Raw genomic sequence first — 21,726 nt, forward strand, 5'->3', positions numbered from 1 at the left:
GTAACATATCTATCATTAATTGCAATATAAATTTCACATATAGAAATATCTGCGAGAAGCAGAACAAGACGCAAATTCTCGGGAGGAGGAAAACGCGTGGATGTTCGTCCCCAGACTAGCCATTCCATGACCGCGGGAGGTGCGCTCCTTGCGCGTTTGAAAGCTGTTGGCGTGGATTATATTTTTGCCAATTCCGGTACTGACTTTCCCCCGATCATTGAGGGGCTGGCTGAAGCCAAGGCGAATGGGATCGCTTTGCCGGAGGCGCTTGTTATTCCCCACGAGTCAGCCGCTGTCGCAATGGCGCATGGGTACTATCTCGCATCAGGCCGCCCTCAAGCGGTGATGGCGCACACCAATGTTGGCCTTGCAAATTGCGCCATGGGCGCCATCAACGCCGCGGCGGAACAAATCCCCATGCTGCTGTTGTCGGGGCGAACGCCAACGCTTGAAAAGGGTCGGTTCGGTGCCCGAACAGTGCCCATCGGTTGGGGGCAGGAGATGCGCGATCAGCATGCGCTGGTCCGTGAAGCTTCCAAATGGGACTATGAACTCCGCTTTCCGGAGCAGATACCAGATGTCGTTGATCGGGCATTTGCCATTGCAAATTCCACACCGAGAGGTCCGGTTTACGTCAGTGTTCCGCGCGAAGTGTTGTGCGAGGTTGTTGACTATGAAGGCCTGACCGCGCCCAGTCGAGTGGCGTCGTCTGTTTCTGCGCTCGATTTTGATGGCGTGGCTGAGCTGGCGCAAGCCATCCGGGATGCGCGGCGGCCGCTATTCGTGGCGCAAAAAGGTGCTGGGACAGAACAGGGTTTTGCTGCCCTTGATCGCATAGCCCGAAACTGGGCTATCCCCGTCAGCCAGTATTGGGCAGTGCAGCTTGCACTTGCGACTGATCATCCTTTTTCGACCGGTGCGGAAATCGCGCCATGGATCAACGATGCTGATCTGATCGTCGTCTTGGATTGTCTGGCGCCGTGGTCTCCTGCAATCCATGAACCGAAAGCAGATTGCCGGATTTTTCAGGTCGGCGCGGATCCGCTCTACGAAAGGTTCCCATATCGGAATTTTCCTTCGGATCGGACCGTTACCAGCGAGGTTGGTGCATTTCTTGTTGCGTTGGAAAAGGCCTTGGAGGAGTTGGGCGTCGAAAGCGGCCATTATATCCAAACCCGCCGCGAAGACGCACAGGGCCGTTGTCGCACGCGACGCGAAAAGGTGATTTCCAAGGCTGAGACCGGGCAGGACTCCGGTATAACCAAGGATTATGTCAGTCTCTGCCTTTCGCGAGCTGTACAAAACCACGAAGCGTCGGTTCTGTCGGAGCTCGGTTGCCCGTTGGAGCCGCTGACATTGAACAGGCATGGAAGCTGGTTTCAGGAACCGCATTCTGGTGGTTTGGGTTGGTCGTTTCCAGCCGCTCTGGGCATGAAACTGGCAAAAGCTGACCGACTGGTCGTCGCGACCATGGGCGATGGCTCCTACATGTTCGCCAACCCTGTGGTCTGTCATCAGATTGCAGAAGCCCTGGGTCTTTCGATCGTGGTTGTGGTGGTAAACAATTCCGAATGGGGTGCGGTGCGGCAGTCGGTCGCCGACCTTTACCCGGAAGGCTATGCAGCGCAGGCCAATATCATGCCTCTGACCTCTCTGGGACCGACACCCGATTTAGCGATGGTCGCACAAGCCAGTCGCGCTTTTGCACAGCACGTTAAACGAGCGGAAGATTTGCCGGCGGCTTTGGAGGCTGCTGTCACCCATGCGTCAGCGAACAAGGGGCTGGCGCTGGTAGAGGTCAACGTCAAGCCGTGAATGGTTGTCGAGCATTATGACTGCTCGGCACTTGGGAGGAAGCCATGAATATGCTGGTTAGAAGCGATTTAGCAGGCGATACAATTGCGCGGGTAGAGGCTATCCCGGTCTTTCTGCCGTGCGAGTTGAAAATCGGTGCAATTCATCGCTCGACTGAATTGTCTGCCGTGGTGGTTGAGATTGAAACCGCCGACGGTGCCATTGGACACGGTTTTACGGCGATTACCGATGAAGAGGTGGTGAGCGCTGCCGTCAACAGCCTTGTTGCACCCAATCTTGTCGGCATGCCTGTAATGTCGCGTGAGGCCGTGGCAGAACGCCTTTATTGGTTGCTCAGCCCTCGTGGGCAAACCGGTTATGCAAGTCACGTCGCCTCCGCAATCGACATTGCACTGTGGGATATAGCGGGAAAGAAACTGCAGATGCCGGTTTGGCGTCTGTTGGGTGGTGCGCGCAGCAAGGTCGAAACCTATGTAACGTTTGGTTTCGCCGCGCTTGATCGGGAGGAACTCGCGGAAGCGGCAGCTCACCTCTCCCGGCAGGGGCAGAAACGGTTGAAAATGGTCGTTGGCCATCATGCGCTGGCGCGTCGTGATAGTGGTCGTTCGCTTGATGCGGTCATTCGCGAAGATGAGGCCAGAATTCGCGCAGTGCGCCTGGCGGTTGGTGACGATGTCGACCTCTTCATTGATGCCAATTGCAGTTTGGACAAATTTCACGCGCAACTTCTGGCAGAACGGATTGCCGATTGCGATATTCGGTTCTTCGAGGAGCCCCTGCGTGGAAACGATGTTGGAAGTCTGGCGGACTTTCGCCGCAAGATTAGAATTCCGGTAGCTGCGGGCCAGAACGAGGGACAGCTGTTCCGGTATCGTGATCTTCTCATGCATCAGGCCGTCGATGTTTTGCAACCGAATGTCTGTATCGGTGGCGGCTATACAATGGGCGCTAAGATCGCGGGTATGGCGCAAGCTTTTAACACCACAATCGACAATGGCGGGGCATTTCCTTTTCATAATATGCATTTGCACGCAGCCATGGCCAATGGCGGTCTGGTTGAATGGCACCTGATCTCGGTTGAACTGTGCAAAGGGGTCTTTGAAGGACTGACAGCTCTGGGAGAAGGTGAGATTGCTCTGCCGGAAACTCCGGGGCTGGGCTTTTCGATGTCGCCTGAACGCAAAGCGGAACTGTTGAAAATGCCGACGTCGATGGGACGTGGAAAAGGATGATTGTACCTCTGCTTCATCTGTTGGGATGAGCAGGATTACTGATGGAAAGCAAACCACTGGGAGGATGGAATGCGTTATTCGACTGCATTTTTGGCATTGATCGCGGCTATGTCGTTTTCGGACATCGCACAGGCGGAATGGAAACCGACACAGGATCTTGAATTCGTGGCAGGTGCGGGGCCGGGCGGTGGGACCGATCTGTTTGCGCGCACAATCCAGTCTATAATTCAGAAGTATGATTTGGCGGATGTGGATGTCGTCGTGACGAATAAGCCAGCCGGTGCTGGAAGCGAAGCCTTCATGTATGGTGTCACCGGTGGCAAGGATCCTTATAAGCTATTGTTCGGAAACAATAATGCGTGGCTGCTGCCAATGAAGGCAAGGGTCGGCTATTCGATGGACGATCTGACACCAGTCGCCAGCATGGCCAGAGATGTTTTCCTGCTCTGGGCCAACAAAGATAGCGCCTACAAGATCTATCAGGATGTGGCGAACGCCGCTAAAGATAAGTCCGCACCTTTGAAGTCTGGTGGCACACAGTCCAAAGACGGTGATGAGATTCTCGTGCGCATGATTGCGGCAGAGGCAGGCGGCAATTTCATTTACATTCCTTTCAAGAGTGGAAGTGAAGCCGCTGTACAGCTGGCCGGCGGGCATATCGACATCAATACCAATAACCCGTCGGAAAATGTGGGACAGTGGGCTGGTGGGGCGGTGAGGCCAATCTGCGTTTTTGCAGACGCCAAGCTTGAGGACACGAACAAAGTGTATGACGGGCAGGGCTTTGGAGATATTCCAACCTGTGCAAGTCAGGGCAGCAAAATACAATCCTACGAGATTCCGCGAACGATCTTTTCCGCAGCGAAATTAACCAACGAGCAACAGGCCTATTTTCGCGATCTTCTGTCGAAAGTGCGCGAGAAGCCGGAATGGCAAGCCTATCTCCAGAAAACCATGCAGGGCGATCTGTTTTTGCAAGGGTCTGAACTTCAGACTTATATCGATCAAGATAGTGCGAGAGCCAGAGCGGTGTTTGAGCGTGAAGGTTGGCTTGTCAAATAGGGCAAGCTTTGTGCGGTCGCCTTCAGGCCGCGCTGTCTGCTGGAAATGGGAGAGACCGATATGGACGATACCAGGAAGGTATTGCTAACGCGCTTTGCTGCCGAAATGTTTGTGGCAGCACTGCTCGTCGCTATAGGCGTACTCGTTGCTTACGGTGCCGCCGGTCTGGGTTATGGCTGGACATCCAGCGGCCCGGACTCAGGCTATGTACCATTCTATCTTGGATGGGGAATAGGGCTCGCCGGTATGGGGATCGCGATTTCGAGCTATCTCGAACGTGAGCGTTATAGAGCCAGAGTTTTTCTGACACTCGATGGCGCACGCGATGTCCTGTCGTTCTTCCTGCCCATCATAGGACTGGTCGTTGCCAGTTATCTTCTGGGCATCTACTGCGCGGGCCTGATCTATCTGTTTTTGACTATCCGGTTTCAAGCCAAGGCTTCGACTTTGAATGCGCTTTTGATCGCTCTTCTCGCGGTTGGTCTTTTCTATGTTATGTTTGAGTTCTGGTTCCGTATCCCGCTATTGAAGGGGCCGATCGAACCTCTTCTCGGATTGTGAGGTGGAAATGATGGAAAACTTCGAAAATCTTCTGCACGGCTTTTCGATCGCTATTAGCGGCTATCATATATTCCTCATGATTGCAGGCGTCATGATGGGGCTTCTCGTCGGCGTTTTGCCGGGATTGGGCGCGCCCAATGGCGTGACGCTTTTGTTGCCTTTGACATTCTCGATGGAGCCCGTCTCGGCCATCATCCTGCTAACCAGTATGTACTGGGGCGCACTCTTTGGTGGATCGACCACATCGATCTTGTTCAACATCCCCGGCGAACCATCTTCGGTGGCAACCACATTCGATGGTCATCCCATGGCCAAGCGCGGTGAGACTACCGAAGCATTGACCTATGCATTTTCCTCCGCAGGTATCGGTGCGTTGTGCGGGGTGGCGCTGATCACGGTTTTATCGAGCTGGATTGCTTCCTTCGCGCTCAGCTTTTCACCGGCGGAATATTTCGCCGTCTATTTTCTCGCTTTTTCCTGCTTTATCGGGTTCGGTTCCGGGTCGATGCTGAAGAGCGCTGCAGTAATTGCGCTTGGTTTTGCACTCACATCGGTCGGAATGGATACCGTTTCAGGTGAAGTGCGGTTGACCTATGGCTTTTCTGAACTGCTGCGCGGGATCAGCTTCCTAGTTGCCGTGATAGGCCTCTTCGGCATCGGAGAGCTGTTGCTGACGATGGAGGAAGACCTGAAATTCGATTCCGTGAAATCAAAGCTTGAAATCCGTCGCGTTTTCAAAACGATTGCAACGCTGCCGCGATATTGGGCAACATATCTGCGTTCCCTCGCCATTGGCTGTTGGATGGGAATAACACCGGGAGGGCCAACGGCGGCTTCCTTCATGAGCTATGGTGTCGCGCAACGCTCCGGCAAAAAGAAATTCGGAACCGGTATTCCAGAAGGTATCATCGCGCCGGAAACCGCCGATCATGCCGCCGGTTCCTCGGCAATATTGCCGATGCTGGCACTTGGAATTCCAGGTTCAGCGACGGCTGCCGTCATGATGGGGGGGCTGTTGATCTGGGGGCTCAATCCCGGTCCGATGCTGTTTGTCCAGAATACGGACTTCGTCTAGGGTTTGATTGCCTCAATGTATCTCGGCAATGTCATTGGTGTCATCTTCGCCCTGGCAACGGTTCCCTTCTTTGCTGTCATTCTACGGGTCCGTTTTGCCATCGTGGCACCGCTGATCATGTTTGTGTGTTTGATTGGTGCCTATACGGTGGCGAGCGCATCATTCGATATGGTGTTGCTGGCGATATTCGGCGTAGTAGGTTATCTCTTCAAGAAGCTGGACTACCCCATCGCTCCGTTTGTGCTCGCCATGGTGCTCGGTCAGAAAGCAGAGGACGCCTTTCGTCAGTCCTTGATGATCTCCCAAGGGTCACTTTCAGTCTTCTTTTCAAATTGGCTCGTCGGGAGTGTTATGACCGCCGGGATTGCGATGATTGCCATTCCTGCACTCATCGCTTTGTGGCGCCGCCGCCGACCGTCACTCGTAGAAGAAGTTTGAGGACGCGCCATGGGTTTGATCGGCGTTTCACACACACGTCAGGCGGCTCAACGGCGCCTGCCTCGCATAGCGTTCGATTTTATCGATGGCGGTGCCGGGCGCGAGAATGCGTTGCGTCGGGCCGAAGCTGCATTCAATGCCGTGGAACTCGTGCCGAGTGTTCTGCGGGGTCATACTGAATTCGACACGAGCTGCCGCCTTTTTGGTACGGAACAGTCTTTGCCTTTTGGTATTCCACCGATAGGGCTTGCCGATCTTGTGTGGCCAAAAACGGATATAGCCTTGGCAGCGACTGCCTATCGGCTTGGCATTCCATACGTACTTTCGACGGCGGCATCGACAACCATTGAAGATATCACCAAGGTTAACCCGGATGCCTGGTTCCAGCTCTATGTGGGCGAAGATCAGTCTATCGTGGACAATCTGATTGATCGTGCGGAATCTGCCGGTATCAAAAAACTTGTCGTCACGGTTGATATACCGGCTCCCGGCAGAAGGCTGAGGGATTTGGCGAATGGTTTTACATTGCCCTTGCGTCCCAGTCTTGGAAGCATTTTCAGCTTTGCGACCCACCCAGCCTGGTGTCTTGCCACGTTGCGTGCGGGGTCACCGAAAGTTGCTAATTTTGCGAACTATGCATCGGGGTCGCAGTCCGGCACATCGCTGGCGCGATTGATGGCCCGCCAGACTTCGGGCAGGCTCGACTGGACAATTCTGGGCGACCTGCGGCGACGCTGGAAAGGAACATTCATCGTCAAAGGTGTGTTGAATCCGTCCGACGCCCGAAGAATTGTCGACACAGGGGCGGATGCACTGATTGTTTCCAGCCATGGAGGACGGCAGTTCGAAGCGGCACCGGCGCCATTAGCTGCGTTGCCGGAAATTCGCGCAGCCGTGGGACGACAGATCCCGGTGCTAATGGATGGCGGAATCCGCTCAGGGACCGATATCATTTCTGCACTCGATCGCGGAGCCGATTTCGTTTTTATTGGCCGTCCTTTTCTTTACGCCGTCGCTGCGGCCGGTGTTGCCAGGGGGCCGGAACAGATGGCTGAATTGCTGCGTGCCGAATTGATCAATGCTATGGGGCAGCTGGGATTGGGGTCAATTTCAGAGCTGATTGACCGCTTCAACTAAAAGCCAGTGCCCAAAGCAATGTCATGGGTGGGCGCTCCCAGCATCAGGCCACAGCTTCCCGCCAAACGAAGTGTTCGCCGCCTAGCTCCACGCAATCAAGATGTGGCGCTACATAATCGAGCGACTTGACGGGACTTGGAAGCTCTCCCTCATTGGCGACAAACAATCGACGCTCACGATCTGGATCAGCTACGGGAACCGCCGACATCAGCCGACGCGTATAGTCATGGGCGGGATGCTCAAACACCTGCGAGCGTGTCCCGGTTTCCACAAAGCGACCTGCATACATCACCGCCACACGGTGGCTGATCTGCTCGACAACCGCCATGTCGTGGCTGATGAAAAGATAGGACACGCCTGTCTCGTTCTGGATATCCTGCAGAAGGTCTAAAACCTGCGCTTGAATGGAGACGTCGAGAGCGGCCACGCTTTCGTCCGCTACGATCAGCTTCGGTGAAAGCGACAAAGCGCGCGCGATGCAGATGCGCTGCCGTTGGCCGCCGGAGAATTCGTGCGGATAGCGCTTCATCTGGTCGGCAGACATGCCGACGCGACGGAAGAGATATTCGACCCGGTCTTTCAGCTCACTGCCGGATGCCAGACCATGGATCGTCAGCGGCTCACCCACAAGGTCGCCAACCCGCATGCGCGGATCAAGAGAAGCATAGGGATCCTGAAAGATCATTTGAATGTCGCGAAGCACTGGCCGCATCGCCGTGCGGCTCAGGCCCTTTGTGCTCTTGCCGTCAATGCGGATATCACCGCTCCATGGCACCAGATTGAGCAGGGCCTTACCCGTCGTGGACTTGCCGCAGCCCGATTCACCGACCAGTGACAGCGTTTCACCGCGATTGACAGTAAAGGATACGCCCTCCACAGCATGAACGCGCCGAACAGGGCGCTGCAAGATACCGCCCTTTATGTCGAAGCGAACAACCAGATTCTCGACTTCGAGAATAGGGCTGGATGGAGCGGGCGCTGGCTCGGCCTTTGGTTCGGCTGGCGCGCGCTTCGGCTTATCGGTGCCAGTCATTTCGCCCAGCCGCGGTACGGCTGCGAGCAATCGCTGCGTATATTCGTCACGAGGGTGATGGAAGACATCGCGAAGCGGGCCTTGCTCCACTTGCCTGCCCTTGTTCATCACAAGAACATGGTCTGCCATTTCTGCGACGACGCCCATATCATGGGTGATAAGAATGACCGAGATGCCGTTCTCTGCCTGCAGCTTGCGAATGAGCGCAAGGATCTGCGACTGAACCGTCACGTCGAGTGCCGTTGTCGGCTCATCGGCGATGAGAATTTCGGGCTTCTGGGCAAGCGCCATCGCGATCATGACACGCTGGCGCATGCCGCCGGAGAGTTCATATGGATATTGCAGCAAACGACGACTGGAATCGGAAATCTGCACCTGATCGAGCAAGTCCTTGCAACGCTGTTTCAGCGCGGCACTGGACAGGCTGCCATTCGGGCCAGCTTCATTGGCGACTGCTTCCGCCAGTTGTCGCCCAACGGTCAGAACCGGGTTCAGCGAGGTCATGGGTTCCTGAAAAATCATCCCGATATGACGCCCGCGCACGCTACGCATCTGGTTTTCGTTGAGCTTGAGAATGTCGCGACCGTTCATCATGGCGGTGCCACCGGTCACGCGCGCCAAGGACTTTGGCAAAAGCTGCATCAGCGAGAGCACGGTCATGGATTTGCCGGAGCCACTTTCGCCGGCAATGCACAAGGTCTCCCCGGATTGCAGATCAAAGGAAAGCCGGTCGACGACAGTGCGTGCACCGTCAGGTGTCGCAACCTGCGTCACCAGATCTCTTACCTGCAGAAGCGGAGAAGGCGTGTTCATATTTGTGCTCGCTGAGTGATGGAAGAGGGCGACCGGAGCCGCCCCCTTATGCCTTATTCGAAAACGGAACGCGGGAAGTAGAACGACACGACCCAGTTCGGCTGATCGACGATTTCGCTGATGCGCAGATCACCGCAAGCCGAGCAGAGCATATAGGCATCCACGGGGTTGAGGTTCTGCGTCTGGCAAAGAAGGTCGATCATGTTGGAGAGGGCGGCTTTCGCGCCTTCCCACAGATCGGACCCGATACCGGTGGTGACTTCGTAACCCTTGGTATCGAGGTGCCGTGTCACTGGCCCCGGCGTGGTGAACCGGGGCATCTTCAGTGGCGTATCCTTGATGAGATCCAGCGTCAGAGCGACATTCATCGCGCTTTCGATGGCGGTGCCGCAAACTTCGCCGTCGCCCTGTGCCGCATGGGTGTCACCAATGGAGAACAAAGCGCCTTCGACTTCGATCGGCAGATAAAGCGTGGTTCCGGCTGCGAGATCGCGAATGTCGAGATTGCCGCCGACGCGACGCGGCGGCACAACCGAATGCAGGCCCTTTTCCGCCGGTGCAACGCCGATGGTTCCGGCGAACGGTTTCAGCGGAACGCGCGCATGCTCTCCGAAAAGTGCTGGTTCCAGCGTTGTGGGATTGTAGTTCCACAATGCTAGCGCCGGCTCCTTGAAGTCATCAGCAAGAAGACCGAAGCCTGGAATATTTGCCGTCCAGCCGAAGCCCGAAGGCTCAAACTGGTGAATGGTGATTTTCAGGATATCGCCCGGCTTGGCGCCATCGACGAAGATGGGGCCGGTAACGGGATTGACCTTGGAAAAGTCCATCGTCGACACATCGGCGACCGTGCTGCCGCGATGATAGTGGCCTGCACCGCTGTCCAGACATTCGAATTTCAGGGTCGAGCCGGGCGCAACCGTTTCAGCCGGCCGGAACGAGTTGTCCCAGCCGAAATGATGATGCCGACCATGAATGGTGTAATGGCAATTATTGCACATCTTTTGCATAAACCTCGTCGTAATTGACCGGGATGTGGACAGGATCGACGAAGATCGCGTCGGGGCCGCCCAGACGTTCGGAGCGAACCGAGAAGCGCTCCTCGTTGAAGATCGGCGCCCACGGCGCGTCGTCCATGATCTTCAGATAGATATCGCGCCACATGGCTTCGCGCTCTTGCTTGCGGGCCGGGTCAACGATGGCGTCAGCTTCCTGCGCCTTCTTGTCCAGCTCTGCATTGCAGTACCATGACCAGTTCCAGCCACCCTGTACCGCGCCGCTGCAACCCAGGATCGGGCCGTAGAAGTTGGACGGATCGGGGAAGTCGGCAATCCAGCCCATGCCGCCGGACCAGATCATCGGTGCGCCTTCGGGCTCGCCGCCAGCCGCGATGACATTGGCCTGCGCCAGAGACTTGATCGAGGCCTTGATGCCGATGGCGGCCAGATCCTGCTGGATGGCCTGCGCAATGCGCGGCTGCGGATCGGTATTGGCGACGAAGAGTTCGGTTTCGAAACCATCGGGCACACCGGCTTCGGCAAGCAACGCTTTTGCCTTTTCAGGATCGTAAGGATAGCCCTTATAGTCCTTGGCATAGCCCGGCATCGACGGCGGCAGCGGCTGATTGGCCGGAACGGCGCGACCGTTGATGATGCGGACGATACGGTCCTTGTTGATGGCCATGTTGACGGCCTGACGCACCTTCACATTGTCGAAAGGCTTGATCTTGACGTTCATGGTCACGTAGCCGGTGTGCAACTGGCCGCCCTGAATAATCAGGTCCTTGAACTTAGGATCTTTGGTGACTTCGATGAATTTCGCAGGCGGAATGCCGTCACCCGGAATGTCGACTTCGCCGTTCTGGAGACGCAGGAGCGCAACCACCGGCTCCTGGCCGACTTCAAACGTGATCTGGTAGAGCTTGGGCAGCGACGGATTGTAATAGTCCTTGAAACGCTCGAAGACGATGCGCTGGCCGAGTGTCCATTCGGTCATCTTGAAAGCACCGGAACCAACTGGATGCTTGCCGAAATCAGCGCCATATTTCTCGACTTCTTCCTTGGGCACGACATGGGCGAAATTCAGCGCCAGCACATGCAGGAAGGTGGCGTCGGGACGGCTCAGTTCAAACTTGATCGTGTAGGGATCAACCACGGTGATGCCGGAAAGTGCCTCGGACTTGCCCGTCGATACATCTTCAAAGCCGAGAATGGAGCCGAAGAAACCAGCGCCGGGGCTCTGGGTTTTCGGGTTGACCACGCGCTCGATGGAATATTTCACATCATCGGCGGTCAGCTCGCGGCCATTGTGGAACTTCACGCCCTTGCGCAGCTTGAAGGTGAAGGTCTTGCCGTCTTCAGAGATCGTGTAATCTTCGGCAATTTCCTTGCGCAGATTGGTGGTGCCCGGCTCGTAATCCATCAGGCCGTCGAACAGCGACTTGATCATCGACCAGTTCTGCCAGTCATAGCCGATGGCAGGGTCGAGCGTCGAAACGTCGTCCTTATAGGTGACGATCATCGAGCCGCCCTGCTTGATGTCGGCGGCCTGCGCGCCGAACGAGATGGCGAGGCCAAGCGCCAGCGCCGATATGCCGGATAGAAAAGTCTTTTTCATTGGTGTCCCTTTCTCTGGAGTCTTTTGGTTTCACCGCAGCTTGATGCGCGGATCGATCAGTGGAGTGATGAGGTCGGCGATGAGATTGCCGAGAACGATGGCGAAAGCGGAGACAATCGTGACGCCCATGATGATGGGAATATCGACACGCTGGATTGCCTGCCAGGCAAGCTGGCCGATGCCGGGCCAGCCGAACACGCTTTCAACGACGACAATGCCCGACATGAACAGGCCGATGTCGATGCCGATCATCGCGATGATCGGCAGGATGGCGTTGGGCATTGCGTGACGCAGCAGGATTTTCCAGCGTGCCAGCCCCTTGGCGCGGGCGGTGCGGATATAATCCTGACGAAGAACGTCGAGCAGCGAGGAACGCATCATGCGCGAATACCAGCCTGCGCCCAGAAGGCCGAGCGTCAGCGAAGGCAGGACGAGATGCATGAACGTTCCGTAGCCGCCAATCGGGAACCAGCCGAGCTTAACCGCAAACACGTAGAGCATCAGAATGCCGATGACGAATTGCGGTGCTGAAACGCCGACGAATGAAAAGATCATCAAGGCATTGTCGGTGCGGCTGCCGCGCCGGGTGGCCGCGATGACGCCCATGGTGAGACCGATGGCGAGTTCCGAAAAGATTGCTCCGGCCATCAGCAGCAGGCTTGCGGGCAGGCGCGACCAGATCAGCGACGCCACTTCGGTTTTCTGCAGATAGGAGCGTCCGAGATCGCCCTGAACGAGCCCCTTCAGATAGCGCAGATATTGCTCATAGAAAGGCAGGTTGAGGCCAAGCTGCTCACGAATATTTTCGACCGTTTGTGCGGTGGCGCTGCGCCCGGCAATCTGGCGCGCTGGATCGGCTGGCACCAGATAAAGCAGGATGAAGGTCACGAAGCTGATGCCGATCAGGATCATCACAGTCTGGATGAGGCGGCGGGCAATATAGGCGAGCATCAGTGGTGTCCCTGCTGGGTTGGGTCGAGCACATCGCGCAAGGCATCACCGACGAGGTTGAAGGCCAGCGCCAGCAACAGGATTGCCGCGCCCGGAATGAAGACGAGCCAGGGAGCGCTCGTGAAATAGGTCTGGTTTTCGAATATGATATTGCCCCAGGAGGCCGTCGGCGGCTGCACACCAATGCCGAGGAAGGACAGGGTCGCCTCCAGTAGAACGGTGGTGGCGATACCGAGCGTTGCCCAGACGATCATCGTGGAAAAGAGATGCGGCAGGATATGCTTGAGGATGATGCGGGGTGCACCCGCACCCATTGCGCGCTCGGCCTCGATGAAATCGCGTTCCGAGAGAGATCGGGTTTCCGTATAGAGCACGCGCGCAATCTGAACCCAGTTGACCATGGCGATCACCATTGCGACGATCCAGAGGCTCGGCTTGAAGATTGCCGCAAGCACAATCGCCAACAGCAAAGCGGGGAAGGCCATCATCAGATCGGTAAAGCGCATCAATACGGTTTCTACCCAGCCACGGAAATACCCGGCGCAAATGCCGACAGTCGAACCGATGAGCACGGCAATGCCGTTGGCCACGACGCCGATGATCAGCGATGTCTGCGCACCATAGATCAGGCGGGAGAAAAGATCGCGCCCGACGAGGTCGGTGCCGAACCAGAATTTCAGATTGGGCGCGAGCGGCGCGCCTTCCAGCGTCAGCCCGTCGAAGAACTGTTCGTTCGGATCGAAGGGGACGATCCAGGGCGCAAAGAGCGCGGCTGCGACAGTGACGACGATGACGACAAGGCCGAATGCGGCCAGCGGTCGGCGGATGATGCGGCCAAGAACGCCGCGTTCGGCTTTTTTCTGGCCGACCGGAAGAGTGTCAAGCGCGCTCACGATCGTTCCCTGTCTGCTTTTCGTTCAGAAAGCGCCGGGCAAAGGCTTCGACACTGACGCGCTCCGCCATCGCGGCAAGGCGCAGTTTCTGATAGGCCTGTCTGGCGGAGATATTGTCTGCGAACATCAGGATTGCCGTGGCCTGTGCGATGGCTTCGCGCCCGGCAAGGCTTTCGCGCAGCTCACCGATTTCTGTTGCCAGCGCATGGCGACGCTGAAAGTTGTGCATGGCGATGACCAGAGCGCTATAGACGCCCGCATTGCCGATCGGCTTCAGAAGCTGCGCATCGGCACCCTGATTGAGCGCCCAGCCGATCCGGCCCGGCGCTTCCGAGCCGATCAGGGCGACGGTGGGCACAGGCGCCTGCTGCGGTGGCCACGGAAATTGCTCGTCATGTCCCATATCGACATCGAAAAAGACGACGTTGAATCGGGAGATGTCGGCGTGCTCAGGCAGGTCCGGCCAGCATTCCACAGCGTCCACGCCGATGCGGCGCAACTGCTGCACAATCGCATCGACATTGGTGTGGCGGCGATGAACGATCAGCGCGGTCCAGTTTTCGAATGCGCCCCAACTGGCGACGGTGAAGGCCGGGTCTGTCATAGTCATTTGACGAGCCTCAGAAAGCCGGGTTGGTGGCCGGGATTGGCGGATGTTTGCAGATGCGTTCGCGCCATGAACGGGTCCGGTTGAATGGCGACCTCGGCCTCATGCACGATTTCAAAGCTGCAATCTTGTCTGGCCCGTCCGATATGCGCGGGCAGGGCGATATGGTTTGTTCGCGGCTCGACCAGCACATCGCCAAGCGGCGTGCTGGTGGGGTGCGTCTGGACGGCGGCAAGCACTTTTTCGACATCGTCGGTGCCAGCCCGCTCAATACCGGCGGCGATCATCAGGACGCTGGAATAGGCCTGGGCGAAGATGGCCGATAGGCTACCGTCAAAGCCATTGCTTCTGACGGCCTCCAGAAAGGCGCGATTGGTTTCGCCCGGCAGCGTGCGGAAATAACAGCTTACGCTATAATTGCCCGCGGCGGCATCGCCGACATGCTCCAGCTCGCTTTCATAGAGATTGCAGCTCAGAACCGGCCTGACATCGGTGCGGAAATCGCGGTTTTTGCGGCCCAGTTCTGCATAGGCGCGCAGGAACGTGTAGGACGATTCACCGATCAGATTGTTGAGGATGAAGTCGGGCTTCTTGCTTTCGATTTCGCGGATGAGATGGCTGATATCCGTGTCGCCGATTGCAATGGCGCGCTCTCCGAGAACCTCGCCGCCTGCGGCATTCAGCATTTCGCGGGCGAGGCGATTGGTTTCCCAACCCCAGATATAGTTTGAACCGAGCAATATGGCACGATTGCCGAAGCGGGGAACGATGAAGTCGATCAGCGGTACAAGATGCTGATTGGCGCAGGCCGCCGCATAAACGACGCGGTCGCTGGCCTCAAATCCCTCATAGACGCACGGATACCAGAGCAGTGTATCGCGCTTTTCGACAACGGGAATGACTTCCTTGCGGCTCCAGGATGTGGTGCAGCCGATGATGTGTTTGACACCCTTTTGCGAGATCAGTTCTTCGCTCAGCGGCGCATAACGGTCAGGGTTACCACTTGGGTCGGCGATGCGCGGCACGAGATTGAACGGAAGCGCACGATCATTGACGGCCTTGATCGCCGCCATAGCTCCGCAATAGCCCTCGTAACCCAGCTTTTGATAAGGACCGGAGTGCGAAAACAAGACGCCGACAGGGATGTCAATTTTGTTGTTTTGAGACATGCAGAAAGCCAAACAAAAAAACCCCTCCGGAATTTTCAGATTCCGAGAAGGGCCCAAATGCCAAGTAACAATTTGACTGAGAAATTACTGAATTTAGCGCAATTCCGTCAAGCTATTTCTTTTTGCCGGTATTTTGAGCAATATTGTTAATCGATAGGCAAAATTCAATCCATGTCAGACGGAAAGACGTTACATTCCATAACGGAGGATGAGCCTCCAATGCGTGAGGCGGTTGAGCCGACGCGTCTTGTCCTAACGAATAAACTTCGACATGGAGATCGACGTGGCGGCGACTTGAACATGATGCGCCAATTCGGCTTCGACGCGTTCGAGTGACCAGCGCGTGGTCGGTGCGGCGATGTTGACAGCAGCGACAGCGCGACCACGTTCGTCGGTGACGGCTGCGGCAACCGAAATATCGCCGAGAACTGTTTCGTTGGCGACGATCGCATAACCCTTCTCAGCCGCCTCCTGAATGCGGGCTTTCAAGCGGCCTTTGTCCGTCACCGTATAGGGCGTCAGCGACTTCAGTACAGAGCGTTCGAAGACGTCTTCCTGTTCTTCCGGCGAACGGTGGGACAGAATGACCGTGCCCGATGCCGTGAAAAGCGCCGGCAGGCGACTGCCGACCATGATATCGACATTGACGAGATGTTGGCCCGGAAAGCGTCCGACATAGACAATTTCGGTCCCGTCCAGTTCCTGGAGGTTGGCTGTTTCCCCAACCGTGCGGCTGATCTCCAACAGATAGGGGGCTGCCTTATGGAGGACTTCATGGGCGGAAAGATAGTTATAGGCGAACTGTAGAACCTTTGAGGTCAGGGCGTAGTTGCGGGTATTGTGGACGCGGCGCAGAAATCCAAGCGTCTCCAACGTATGGACCAGACGTTGCGCGGCGCTGCGATCCAGCCCCGCCAGCTTTGCGATTTCCGAAAGCGGCAACTGCCGCTGCGGCCCGTCGAAGACCTGCAGAATCTGAAATGTCTTTTCGGTCGATCCGACGAATAGGGACGAGCGCTTGGGATCGGCTTCCTCGCGGCCCGTTTCACCCGATTTTTTCCCTGTATCCGCCTGCATCGACATTTCGGCTCTTTCGTTTTCCATGTGCTGCAAAAGCGCAGGACCGCAAAGCCCTGCGCTCGAAAGGTCGGATCGCGAACCCGACCTCAACTTTGTATTTGCCTAACTAAAGGCTCAAGAAGCAAGATCGACAGGCGATCTTTCGTACTTGTCCAGAAGACGTGCATATTCCTTCTTCAGCGCTTCGCTCAATTCCGGCTTCGGCTGGCGCAGTGGTGCAAGCATGGTGGGGGCGTTGACATCGATCAGATCCATCACCGACTTCATCGGTCCCGGATTGGTTTCCGCAAAGGCCAGATTCATCAACGGGATCATGTCGCGATGCAGCGCCAGCGCATCAGCGGTCTTGCCCTCTGCGGCGAGATCAAACATCTTGCGCCAGACGCGCGGCAGAAGGTTTGCGGTCACGACGATGCCGCCCGTTGCACCAGCTGCAACATGCAGCGGGAACAGGTGGTCTTCTCCGCTGAGTACGGCGAAAGATGCTGCATCGATGCCCGCTACCACGCGCAGATAGTGGTACATGTCGGTGTTGCATGCCTTCATGCCGATGATGCGCTCGTGACGCGACAGCTCGTGAATAACTTCCGGATCGATAGCGATGCGCGTGCGATACGGGATTTCATAGAGCAGGATCGGCACGGGAGATTCGTCCGCATAACGAAGGAAATAGTCCCGGATGCCAGCCTGCGTGGGGTTGGTGTAGTAAGGCGTGATCACCAGCAGAGCGTCTGCGCCAGCCGCTGCAAAGTCCTTCGCCGAAGCGATGGCGTCGTGATAGCCGGGATCGAGCACACCGGCGACGACAGGGCCCTTTCCTTCCATCGCTTTGGCCGAAAGCTCGACAAAGCGGTTGCGCTCGCGGCGAGCCAAAGCGCCATATTCACCCGTTCCGCCAAGCGGAACGACACCGTCCACGCCCTGCTGCTTCAGCCAGGCGAGCAGAGCATCGGTCGCCTTCAGGTCGATCGTGTCGTCGCTTTGAACCGGGGTGACGAGCGCAGGCAAAATGCCGCGAAGACTGGAAGAGTTGATCATGGGTAGTCCTTTCATGCGAATTCAATAATTGGTTCAGCGGGACATGCTGCGCTGGCGCAGGCGGTCGGCCACGAAGATCAGCACTGAGATAAAGACGAGGAGGCACGTCGATACCGCAGCGATGACCGGCGAGACCTGAAGGGTCACTTCGTCCCAGAACTGCTTGGGCAGGGTGGAATTCAGGCCGCCCGACGAGAACAGCGCGATGGTCAGTTCATCGAACGAGGTTGCGAAGGCGAAGAGGAAGGCGGAGAACATGCCTGCCGCCAGCATCGGGAAGGTGACATAGGCAAGGCTCTTCATCGGGCTGGCGCCGAGGCTCTGGGCAGCGAGATCAAGACGCGTATCGTAGTTGCGCAGCACCGCCACCATGGTCATGACCACATAGGGCACACACACCACCGTATGACCAATGATGAGACCGAGTGAAGTTCCGACCAGCCCGAGTTCTGCGAAGACATAGAACAGACCAACGGCGATGATGATGCGCGGCGCAACGATGGGCGACAGCACGAAGGCGAGGATTGCTGCCTTGCCGCGAATATTGGCGCGGGCCAGCAGGAAGGCAGCGGGAATGCCGATCAGCATCGACAGGATGCCTGCGCCCAACGCCACGACCAGCGAACGCCACAGGGCTTGTGACCAGACGGGCGTGTTCCACATCTGCTCATACCATTGCATGGTGAAGCCGGACGGCGGCCAGTTCAGTCCAGCGGCGCTGAACGAGATCGGGATCATCATGATGGCTGGAAGGCTGATCATGATGAGCAGAGCCCAGACGAAGCCGCTCAGCAACTTGGGCGAGGTTTCGGCATCGGAGCTTTTGCGGCTGCCGGGAAAGAGCGCGATCAGTCTGTCGCTGATATCGCCAATGATGGCGAGAAACTTTGCACCGGCGCGACGTGCGGCGGTGTCGCGGTTCACATTGATTGCCGAGGTTTCGCCGGTCAGGCTTTCGAAGCCGAAAATCCGGTCATAGATGACGAAGACCGCCAGCACGACCACCAGAAGCAGCACGGAAATCGCTCCGGCCAGACCCCAGTTCAGTGTCTGCTGTACCTGATCGATGATGAGCTGGGTGATCATGGTTTCAAAGCGACCGCCCAGAAGCGCAGGCACGATGAAAAAGCCGATGGAGGTGACGAAGACCATGATGGCGGCAGCCGCCACACCGGGCATGGATAGCGGAAAATAGACCGTCCAGAAGGCCGAACCCGGACGCGCTCCAAGCGTGGAGGCGGCGCGCGGCAGGTTGCGGTCGATATTTTCCATGACCGACAGCATGGTCATGACGGCAAGCGGAAGCATGGCATGCACCATGCCGACCAGAACTGCGCCGAGGCTGTAGATCAGGTTGGCCGGACGGTCGATGACGCCAATCGCCAGCAGGAACTGATTGATGGCGCCGTTACGACCGAGAATCACCACCCAGGCGAAAGCACGCACTAGAAAGCTGGTCCAGAACGACAGGAGCACAAGGAAGATCAGCCAACTCTTGGCTTTCGGACCTGCGGTGGAGATGAGATAGGCCACGGGATAGCCGAGCACGACCGAAAGTGCGGTCGTCGCCAGCGAAATCTTCAGCGTGATCCACAGGACGTTGAGATAAAGACTGGAGGCGAAAAGCTGCTGATAGGCGGCGAGCGAGAATCCGTCGCGACCGATAAAGCTTAACGACAGCAGCTTGCCGACGGGATAAACGAGGAAGGCCAGCAGAAGCACGATCAGCGGCGTGATCATCAGCGAATGCTTGATCCACAGCGGCCTTGGCGGTTTGCTGGTACGGGTCGGAAGCGCGCTCATGGTCAGGCCTTCCCGTTGCCGGCAATGGTGACCGCGTCGGTGCCGTGCCACGAAAGTGCAAGCACGTCGTCGATCTGGAAAGCGCGACCGGAAATACGGGTGGGGAAAGCCGCAACCAGTTCGGGCAGGCTTTCGTCTTCTGCGCGCATATAGATTTTGGTGAGGCTGCCCGTCACCATCACATCGGTGACGGTGGCGCGGAGCGCCGAAGCATTGCTTTCGTCAGCAAGCGCCACAGAAAGGTTCTGCGGGCGGATCATCACATGGATGGAAGCCGAAGCTGCAATCGACCCATTGCTGAGCGCGCGCGCTTCGACGGATTTTGCGCCGATGCGGACTACCGCTTCATCACCCTCGATCTTCTCGACCTTTGCAGGCAGCAGGTTCGATTCACCGAGGAAGTCGGCGACGAACAGAGTCTTCGGACGGAAATAGAGGTCGGCAGGCGTGCCGAGCTGCTCGATATTGCCGGAATTCATCAGGCAGATGCGATCCGACATAGTCATCGCTTCTTCCTGATCATGCGTCACATAAACGATGGTAGCGCCGAGTTCCCGGTGAATGCGCTTGATCTCAAGCTGCATGTGTTCGCGCAGCTTCTTGTCGAGCGCGCCGAGCGGTTCGTCCATGAGAATGATCGACGGACGGTAGACCATGCAGCGGGCAAGCGCCACGCGCTGCTGCTGGCCGCCGGACAGTTCCTTCGGATAGCGCTGCGCAATATGCGGCAGGCGGATCATTTCCAGCGCTTCGGTGGCGCGCTTGCGGGCATCTTCTGCAGCCACTTTGCGCATCTTCAGCGGAAAGGCGATGTTCTCCAGAATAGTCATATGCGGAAACAGGGCGTAGTTCTGGAAAACCACGCCGATGTCGCGCAGATGCGGCGCGCTGTAGGTCACGTCCTCATTGCCGATCAGAACAGCGCCGTTATCCGGTCGTGCAAGACCCGCGATGAGGCTGAGAAGGGTTGTCTTGCCTGATCCCGATGGGCCGAGCAGGGTCAGGAACTCGCCTTCCGGGACGAGAAGGTCCGTTTCGGCAAGTGCGATGAAGTCGCCATAGCGCTTGGCGAGTTTCTGGATGGTTAGGCTGGATGAAGACATGTCAATTCCGCTGGGCCAGAGCGCGTTTCGATCGGCTTGAACCGGATCGGCGCTCTAAATTTTTGTTTGAACGAACATCGTATCTGCTCGAAGTGACAGGCCCGGCTGATGCCGGGCCTGCTGCTCCGGTTAGCTCAGGAGCCAGCTATTATAGCGTTCGATGGCCTTGTCCTGATTGTCATACCAATACTGGGCATTGATCTTGACGCCGTTCTTGATGTGATCCGGGAAGGTCGGGCAGTTTTGCGCGACTTTCGGATCGATGATGTCGAAGGCTTCTGGCTGGGTAACGCCAGCGGCGAAATATTCAACCAGCTGCGCCTGACGCTTCGGGTCGGAAGCGAATTTGATGAATTCGCGGCAGGCGTCGGCATTCGGCGTTCCGGCGAGGATAGCCCAGTTGTCGAGGCCCCAGATGTTCTGGTCCCAGACGATTTCAACCGGAGCGCCGCCCGACTGCGCCGACTGCGCGCGCGAAACCCAAGTCGGGATCATGTCCACTTCGCCGGAGATCAGCATCTGCTCGACCTGCGCGCCGCTGGTCCAGAATACCGAAACGTCCTTCTTGATGCGGTCGAGCGACTTGAAGGCGCGGTCGAGATCGCAAGGATAGACATCCGCATTGGCCACGCCGTCAGCCATCAGGGCCTGTTCGATGGTGTCGAACGGGTGCTTGCGCAGCGCGCGACGGCCTTCAATCTTTTCCAGATTGAAGAAGTCGGCCCAGGATTTGGGCGCTTCGCGTCCTTCGAAAGCATCAGTACGATAGGCAAGAACGGTGGTGTAAACATTGTTGCCCACGCCGTATTCCGACAGATACTGCTTCGGCAGGCTGGCGATGACGGCTTCGCTTTCGAGACCATGCTTTTCGAGATACTTCTTGTCTCCCGCAGTGAGCATGAGGATGGCCGGTTCGCTGATCTTCGCCATGTCCCAGGTGTAGGACCCGGCCTCGACCATTGAACGGATCTGCGCGGTTGGCTCCGCGTTGGCCTGAACACCCACGACTTCGATGCCGGTTGCTTCCTGGAACGGACGGTAGAAAACGGCACCGTAAGCCTTGGTGTAGATGCCACCGTCATCGCGCACGACGATGCGCTTGTTCTGGGCCTGCGACGGCGTCCAGATCGCAGGGGCGGCCAGAGCGACTGCACCTGCTGCGGTGGTTTTCAGAAACTGGCGGCGTGACCAGGTGGTATTCTTGATTATCATGTTCGTTCCCTTTCAAAAATGCTGAACCAACCAACGGTCGGATCTAACTCATTGTTTTTTTGCATTATCCGACGCAAAGCCGCTTCACGCT

At 57.1% G+C, this 21,726-nt stretch carries 17 protein-coding genes and 1 pseudogene; 6 read left to right on the plus strand and 12 right to left on the minus strand.

Going from position 1 to position 21,726, the window contains the following annotated elements; genetic code table 11:
• The first annotated feature begins 96 nt into the window (after positions 1-96).
• From ABWW11_RS10655 to ABWW11_RS10680, 6 genes and pseudogenes are all read left to right on the plus strand, one after another.
• Positions 97-1,815, plus strand: coding sequence for a thiamine pyrophosphate-requiring protein (locus ABWW11_RS10655; protein WP_319080676.1), 1,719 nt, complete (start codon positions 97-99; stop codon positions 1,813-1,815).
• A 44-nt stretch (positions 1,816-1,859) separates the two neighbouring features.
• Complete coding sequence (locus tag ABWW11_RS10660; protein ID WP_235858918.1) at positions 1,860-3,047, plus strand: mandelate racemase/muconate lactonizing enzyme family protein; 1,188 nt, start codon at positions 1,860-1,862, stop codon at positions 3,045-3,047.
• A 69-nt stretch (positions 3,048-3,116) separates the two neighbouring features.
• Positions 3,117-4,109, plus strand: a complete 993-nt coding sequence (locus ABWW11_RS10665; protein WP_109366259.1) for a tripartite tricarboxylate transporter substrate binding protein — start codon at positions 3,117-3,119, stop codon at positions 4,107-4,109.
• Positions 4,110-4,169: 60 nt separating this feature from the next.
• The gene (locus ABWW11_RS10670) at positions 4,170-4,670 is read left to right on the plus strand and encodes a tripartite tricarboxylate transporter TctB family protein (protein ID WP_167836055.1); all 501 of its coding nucleotides are present in this window, start codon (positions 4,170-4,172) and stop codon (positions 4,668-4,670) included.
• Positions 4,671-4,680: 10 nt separating this feature from the next.
• Positions 4,681-6,183 (plus strand): annotated as a pseudogene (locus tag ABWW11_RS10675) (tripartite tricarboxylate transporter permease).
• A 9-nt stretch (positions 6,184-6,192) separates the two neighbouring features.
• Complete coding sequence (locus ABWW11_RS10680) at positions 6,193-7,320, plus strand: alpha-hydroxy acid oxidase (RefSeq protein ID WP_109366257.1); 1,128 nt, start codon at positions 6,193-6,195, stop codon at positions 7,318-7,320.
• 43 nt (positions 7,321-7,363) lie between these two features.
• Here ABWW11_RS10680 and ABWW11_RS10685 read toward each other — a convergent pair whose 3' ends face one another.
• The 12 genes from ABWW11_RS10685 to ABWW11_RS10740 form a co-directional block, all read right to left on the minus strand.
• Positions 7,364-9,166: an ABC transporter ATP-binding protein gene (locus ABWW11_RS10685; protein WP_121537490.1), complete on the minus strand. Its 1,803-nt coding sequence runs from the start codon at positions 9,164-9,166 to the stop codon at positions 7,364-7,366.
• Positions 9,167-9,219: 53 nt separating this feature from the next.
• Complete coding sequence (locus ABWW11_RS10690; protein ID WP_109366255.1) at positions 9,220-10,164, minus strand: acetamidase/formamidase family protein; 945 nt, start codon at positions 10,162-10,164, stop codon at positions 9,220-9,222.
• Positions 10,154-11,779 (minus strand): ABC transporter substrate-binding protein, encoded by a 1,626-nt coding sequence (locus ABWW11_RS10695; protein WP_109366254.1) that lies wholly within the window; start codon positions 11,777-11,779, stop codon positions 10,154-10,156. The genes ABWW11_RS10690 and ABWW11_RS10695 overlap by 11 nt, the downstream gene beginning before the upstream one ends.
• Positions 11,780-11,809: 30 nt before the next feature.
• A complete protein-coding gene (locus ABWW11_RS10700) occupies positions 11,810-12,730 on the minus strand; it encodes an ABC transporter permease (protein WP_040129398.1) in 921 nt (306 codons plus the stop codon).
• Complete coding sequence (locus ABWW11_RS10705) at positions 12,730-13,560, minus strand: ABC transporter permease (RefSeq protein WP_371830809.1); 831 nt, start codon at positions 13,558-13,560, stop codon at positions 12,730-12,732. The genes ABWW11_RS10700 and ABWW11_RS10705 overlap by 1 nt, the downstream gene beginning before the upstream one ends.
• 49 nt (positions 13,561-13,609) lie before the next feature.
• Positions 13,610-14,227, minus strand: a complete 618-nt coding sequence (locus tag ABWW11_RS10710; RefSeq protein WP_109366253.1) for an ANTAR domain-containing response regulator — start codon at positions 14,225-14,227, stop codon at positions 13,610-13,612.
• Positions 14,228-14,229: 2 nt separating this feature from the next.
• Positions 14,230-15,399 (minus strand): transporter substrate-binding domain-containing protein, encoded by a 1,170-nt coding sequence (locus ABWW11_RS10715; RefSeq protein ID WP_121537494.1) that lies wholly within the window; start codon positions 15,397-15,399, stop codon positions 14,230-14,232.
• A 252-nt stretch (positions 15,400-15,651) separates the two neighbouring features.
• Positions 15,652-16,503, minus strand: a complete 852-nt coding sequence (locus ABWW11_RS10720) for an IclR family transcriptional regulator (protein ID WP_235858921.1) — start codon at positions 16,501-16,503, stop codon at positions 15,652-15,654.
• A gap of 90 nt (positions 16,504-16,593) precedes the next feature.
• Positions 16,594-17,517 (minus strand): 4-hydroxy-tetrahydrodipicolinate synthase, encoded by a 924-nt coding sequence (gene dapA / locus ABWW11_RS10725; protein ID WP_109366251.1) that lies wholly within the window; start codon positions 17,515-17,517, stop codon positions 16,594-16,596.
• Positions 17,518-17,550: 33 nt separating this feature from the next.
• Complete coding sequence (locus ABWW11_RS10730) at positions 17,551-19,320, minus strand: ABC transporter permease subunit (protein ID WP_109366250.1); 1,770 nt, start codon at positions 19,318-19,320, stop codon at positions 17,551-17,553.
• Positions 19,321-19,322: 2 nt separating this feature from the next.
• A complete protein-coding gene (locus tag ABWW11_RS10735) occupies positions 19,323-20,423 on the minus strand; it encodes an ABC transporter ATP-binding protein (protein WP_109366249.1) in 1,101 nt (366 codons plus the stop codon).
• Positions 20,424-20,552: 129 nt separating this feature from the next.
• Positions 20,553-21,635: an ABC transporter substrate-binding protein gene (locus ABWW11_RS10740; RefSeq protein WP_319080674.1), complete on the minus strand. Its 1,083-nt coding sequence runs from the start codon at positions 21,633-21,635 to the stop codon at positions 20,553-20,555.
• Positions 21,636-21,726 lie beyond the last annotated feature (91 nt).

Origin of the sequence: Brucella sp. NBRC 113783 (assembly GCF_040372265.1) — a bacterium.
In the GTDB taxonomy this organism is placed as follows: Bacteria; Pseudomonadota; Alphaproteobacteria; order Rhizobiales; family Rhizobiaceae; genus Brucella; species Brucella teleogrylli.

Bases quoted from the DNA above. Each gene is read 5' to 3' on its own strand.
- ABWW11_RS10660 (WP_235858918.1), top strand. From the start codon at position 1,860: ATGAATATGCTGGTTAGAAGCGATTTAGCAGGCGATACAATTGCGCGG.
- ABWW11_RS10665 (WP_109366259.1), top strand. From the start codon at position 3,117: ATGCGTTATTCGACTGCATTTTTGGCATTGATCGCGGCTATGTCGTTT.
- ABWW11_RS10670 (WP_167836055.1), top strand. From the start codon at position 4,170: ATGGACGATACCAGGAAGGTATTGCTAACGCGCTTTGCTGCCGAAATG.
- ABWW11_RS10680 (WP_109366257.1), top strand. From the start codon at position 6,193: ATGGGTTTGATCGGCGTTTCACACACACGTCAGGCGGCTCAACGGCGC.
- ABWW11_RS10685 (WP_121537490.1), bottom strand. From the start codon at position 9,166: ATGAACACGCCTTCTCCGCTTCTGCAGGTAAGAGATCTGGTGACGCAG.
- ABWW11_RS10690 (WP_109366255.1), bottom strand. From the start codon at position 10,164: ATGTGCAATAATTGCCATTACACCATTCATGGTCGGCATCATCATTTC.
- ABWW11_RS10695 (WP_109366254.1), bottom strand. From the start codon at position 11,779: ATGAAAAAGACTTTTCTATCCGGCATATCGGCGCTGGCGCTTGGCCTC.
- ABWW11_RS10700 (WP_040129398.1), bottom strand. From the start codon at position 12,730: ATGCTCGCCTATATTGCCCGCCGCCTCATCCAGACTGTGATGATCCTG.
- ABWW11_RS10710 (WP_109366253.1), bottom strand. From the start codon at position 14,227: ATGACAGACCCGGCCTTCACCGTCGCCAGTTGGGGCGCATTCGAAAAC.
- ABWW11_RS10715 (WP_121537494.1), bottom strand. From the start codon at position 15,399: ATGTCTCAAAACAACAAAATTGACATCCCTGTCGGCGTCTTGTTTTCG.
- ABWW11_RS10720 (WP_235858921.1), bottom strand. From the start codon at position 16,503: ATGGAAAACGAAAGAGCCGAAATGTCGATGCAGGCGGATACAGGGAAA.
- dapA (WP_109366251.1), bottom strand. From the start codon at position 17,517: ATGATCAACTCTTCCAGTCTTCGCGGCATTTTGCCTGCGCTCGTCACC.
- ABWW11_RS10730 (WP_109366250.1), bottom strand. From the start codon at position 19,320: ATGAGCGCGCTTCCGACCCGTACCAGCAAACCGCCAAGGCCGCTGTGG.
- ABWW11_RS10735 (WP_109366249.1), bottom strand. From the start codon at position 20,423: ATGTCTTCATCCAGCCTAACCATCCAGAAACTCGCCAAGCGCTATGGC.
- ABWW11_RS10740 (WP_319080674.1), bottom strand. From the start codon at position 21,635: ATGATAATCAAGAATACCACCTGGTCACGCCGCCAGTTTCTGAAAACC.